The organism is Rugamonas sp. (genome assembly GCF_025354735.1).
Taxonomy (GTDB): Bacteria; Pseudomonadota; Gammaproteobacteria; order Burkholderiales; family Burkholderiaceae_D; genus Rugamonas.
Genome location: NZ_JANXMI010000231.1, coordinates 1 through 3,964, shown reverse-complemented (window position 1 = coordinate 3,964; position 3,964 = coordinate 1). Strand labels below are relative to the sequence as shown.

The window sequence follows — 3,964 nt, the reverse complement described above, 5'->3', positions numbered from 1 at the left end:
GTTGTTAATAGCAGTGGGTAAGACTACAATCGAAAAACTATTTGGTAGTGCCATTTTGCGGAACTCGTCCCTATGTCTTTTTTGTCCTCTGCCTCGCCTAAGCTAGCGCCCTGGAAAGTCCTGTTGGTCGACGACGAACCGGACATCCACGACATCACAAAACTGACGCTGAGCCGCTTCCGTCTCGACGGCCGCGCGCTGAGCTTCGTGCACGCCTACAGCGGCGCCGAGGCCAAGGAAGTGCTGGCGCGCGAGACCGACATCGCGCTGGTGTTCCTCGACGTGGTGATGGAAAAGGAAGACAGCGGCCTGGAAGTGGCGCGCTGGATGCGCGAAGACCTCGACAACCAGTTCACCCGCATCGTGCTGCGCACCGGCCAGCCCGGCCAGGCCCCCGAGGAGCGCGTGATCGTCAACTACGACATCAACGACTACAAGGAAAAGACCGAGCTCGACCGCACCAAGCTGTTCACCACCACCTTCGCCGCGCTGCGCGCCTACCGCGACATCACCAAGGTGGAGGAGGCGCGCCGCGCGCAGCTGAATTACCGCGAAGGCCTGGAGCGCGTGATCGCCGCCTCGGCCCATATTTTCCAGCAGCGCAACCTGAAAGACTTCGCCAGCGGCCTGTTGCAGCAGGTGGTGGCGCTGCTGCGCCTGGAGCACAGCATGCTGCTGCGCCTGCGCGGCGCCAGCGCCATCTCCGGCGAAAAGGATTTCGAAATCCTGGCCCAGATCGGCGACGACGACGGCAATATGCTCAGCGCCGACGTGCTGGCCCAGATCGACGACGCCAAGAGCAATAAGATTTCGCGCGTGCAGGGCGACACCTACATCGGCTATTTCCCCAACAGCAGCGGCAAGGCTTCGCTACTGATCTTGAAGGGCGTGGAAGAAATCTCGGAAATCGACGCCAAGCTGCTCGAGGTGTTTTGCTCCGGCGTCGCCATCGCCTTCGACAATATCCTGCTGACGCAGGAAATCACCGATACCCAGGCCGAGCTGATATTGCGCCTGGGCGACGTCGTCGAATCGCGCTCCAACGAGGCCGGCAACCACGTGCGCCGCATGTCGGAAGTGTGCTACCTGCTGGCCAAGGCGGCCGGCCTGCCGGACGAGGAGACGGCCGTGCTGCGCCACGCCGCGCCCATGCACGACATCGGCAAGATCGCCACGCCCGACGCCGTGCTGCTGAAGCCCGGCAAGCTCGACGCGGCCGAATGGGAAATCATGAAGCAGCATCCGGCCGTCGGCCTGTCCATCCTCGACGGCTCGCAGCGCCCGATTTTGAAGGCGGCCGCCGTGATCGCCCACCAGCACCATGAAAAGTTCGACGGCAGCGGCTATCCGCAGGGACTGAAGGGCCACGACATCCACCTGTACGCGCGCATCGTCGCCGTCGCCGACGTGTTCGACGCGCTGATGCACAAGCGCTGCTACAAGGAAGCGTGGCCGATCGACAAGGTCATCGAGCACCTGCGCGAAGTGGCCGGCCACCATCTGGATCCGGTCTACGTCGAGCTGCTGTGCAAGAACATCGACCAGGCGCTGGCGATCAACGAACGCTTCCCCGACTGAATCGGCCGCTGGTCGACCACTGGTCCGGCGGCTAGTCGCCGGCGCAGGGCGGCGTCGGCAAGGCGGCCAGGCCATCGACCCGCAAGCCCGGGCCAAGGCCAAGGCCTTGGCCTTGGCCGCCGTCGCGCTGCGCGCTCAATTGCAGGAAAATAAAGCGCTTCCATTTCAAGTCGTCGGTATTGCGGCTGTGTAGCGGCTCGAAGTACAGCCTCAGCAGCGTGCCGACGTCGTCGCGGCTGCCCAGGCCCAGGTCTTGCCACAGGAAGCGGTTGCCCATGCAGGCCGCCGCGATGGCGCGCGCCAGCCACTCGACCTGGCCGGCGTCGGCACCGGGCGTGCGCGATGCCATCAGCAGCGCCAGCACCTCGCTGAACAGCGCCGGCGCGCACTGCAACAGCGCCGCATATTTGCGTTCGGAAATAGTGTCGGAGCTGGCCAGCTGCGGCAGACAGTGGCGCACCACGTCCAGCAGCGCCGCCTGCGCCAGCCCGAGCGTGCGCGCGAACGGCGGCAGCGCGCCGGCATAGGCGCAACGCAGTACGCCGGCTACGGCGTTGAGCAACAAAGGATGGCCGGCCTGCGCGCCTGCGCACAGAGCGGGGGAAGGGGTCTGTGTCGTCATGTGGTCTCCTGTGGATGCGCGTGGCATCCTTCTAGTTATAGACCAACTATACGCGAATATCGACCAACACAATATCAAAAAACCAAGATATTCGATACAGTCCAATCGCTATGGAGACCGTGCCGGCGTGGCTATACTGTGATGTGCAAAAGCCAAACCGACAAGGATAGCCATGCTCACCAGCGCCCGTAATCAATTGAGTGGAACCGTCACCGCCATCACGCGCGGCGCCGTCAACGATGAAGTGGAAATCGGCCTGGCGGACGGCCAGGCCATCGTCGCCATCGTCACCCACAGCAGCACCGAGGCGCTGGGCCTGCGCATCGGCACGCCCGCGTTCGCGCTGCTGAAGGCGTCGTGGATTATTTTATTGACCGACACCGCCGGCATCAAGCTGTCGACCCGCAACCAGCTGGCCGGCACCGTCGCCAGCGTGACCACCGGCGCCGTCAACGCCGAAGTGGCGCTGACGCTGGCCGGCGGCGACGTCATCACCGCCATCATCACCAACGAGAGCGTGCGCAATCTGGGCCTGACGGTGGGCGCCAAGGCCAGCGCCGCGTTCAAGGCTGCGCACGTGGTGGTGGGCGTGAAGGCCTGACGCCGGCCGGCCCGGTTCGCGGGTCCGGCGCGCGGCTACTTCAGCGTCGGCATCGCGAACTGGGCGCCGTCGCCGGCGGCGGCGCCGGGCCAGCGCTGGGTCAGCGCCTTTTGCCGCGTGTAGAAACGCACCCCCTCCGGGCCGTGCGCGTGATGGTCGCCGAACAGGCTGCGCTTCCAGCCGCCGAAACTGTGGAAGGCCATCGGCACCGGAATCGCCACGTTGATGCCCACCATGCCGACTTCGACCCGGAAGCCATACTCGCGCGCCGTGTTGCCGTCGCGCGTGAAGATCGCCGTGCCGTTGCCGTATTCATGGGCGTTGACCAGATCGATGGCGGCCGCCAGGTCCGGCACCCGCACCACGCACAGCACCGGGCCGAAAATCTCCTCGCGATAAATCGCCATCCGCGGCGTGACATGATCGAACAGCGAGCCGCCCAGGAAGAAGCCGGCCTCGTGTCCCGCCAGCTCGAAGCGGCGGCCGTCGACCACCAGCTGCGCGCCCGCCGCCACGCCCTGCCCGATGTAGTCGACGATTTTATCCTTGTGCTGCTGCGTGACGACCGGCCCCATTTCGGCCGCCAAGTCCATGCCCTGCGCGATCTTCAGCGCCCGCACGCGCGGCGCCAGCGCGGCGACCAATTGATCGGCCACCGCGCCGACGGCCACCACCACCGAAATGGCCATGCAGCGCTCGCCGGCCGAACCGTAGGCGGCGCCCATCAGCGCATCGACCGTCTGCGCCAGGTCGGCGTCCGGCATCACCACCATGTGGTTCTTGGCGCCGCCCAGCGCCTGCACCCGCTTGCCGCGCGCGCTGCCGGTGGCGTAGATGTATTCGGCGATCGGCGTCGAGCCGACGAAGCTGACCGCCTGCACCACCGGATGGTCGAGCAGCGCGTCGACGGTGACCTTGTCGCCCTGGACGACGTTGAACACGCCGTCCGGCAAACCGGCCTCCTTCAACAGCGCGGCGTGCAGCAGCGACGGCGATGGGTCGCGCTCGGACGGCTTGAGGATGAAGGTGTTGCCGCAGGCGATGGCGACCGGGAACATCCACATCGGCACCATCACCGGGAAGTTGAACGGCGTGATGCCGGCCACCACGCCGAGCGCCTGGCGCATCGACCAGGCGTCGATGCCGCGCGAGATCTGGTCGGT

3 protein-coding genes and 1 pseudogene are annotated in these 3,964 nt (G+C 65.7%); 2 read left to right on the top strand and 2 right to left on the bottom strand.

Annotation, left to right across the window (positions count from 1 at the left end; translation table 11 throughout):
- Positions 1–72 precede the first annotated feature (72 nt).
- Entirely contained in the window at positions 73–1,578 is a 1,506-nt protein-coding gene (locus Q0S71_RS18830; RefSeq protein WP_295999293.1) for a response regulator, read from the top strand.
- A 31-nt stretch (positions 1,579–1,609) separates the two neighbouring features.
- On the opposite strand, the gene Q0S71_RS18825 is transcribed toward Q0S71_RS18830, so the two are convergent.
- A complete protein-coding gene (locus tag Q0S71_RS18825) occupies positions 1,610–2,200 on the bottom strand; it encodes a nitrogen fixation protein NifQ (protein ID WP_295999291.1) in 591 nt (196 codons plus the stop codon).
- Positions 2,201–2,363: 163 nt separating this feature from the next.
- Here Q0S71_RS18825 and Q0S71_RS18820 point away from each other — a divergent pair.
- Positions 2,364–2,801, top strand: a pseudogene (locus Q0S71_RS18820) (molybdopterin-binding protein); the annotation flags it as partial.
- A gap of 35 nt (positions 2,802–2,836) precedes the next feature.
- On the opposite strand, the gene mmsA reads toward Q0S71_RS18820, so the two are convergent.
- Positions 2,837–3,964 (bottom strand): CoA-acylating methylmalonate-semialdehyde dehydrogenase (mmsA, locus tag Q0S71_RS18815; RefSeq protein ID WP_295999289.1); only part of this gene is annotated, 1,128 nt, incomplete at its 5' end.

Coding starts and splice junctions, on each gene's coding strand:
- Q0S71_RS18830 (WP_295999293.1), top strand. CDS start 73: ATGTCTTTTTTGTCCTCTGCCTCGCCTAAGCTAGCGCCCTGGAAAGTC.
- Q0S71_RS18825 (WP_295999291.1), bottom strand. CDS start 2,200: ATGACGACACAGACCCCTTCCCCCGCTCTGTGCGCAGGCGCGCAGGCC.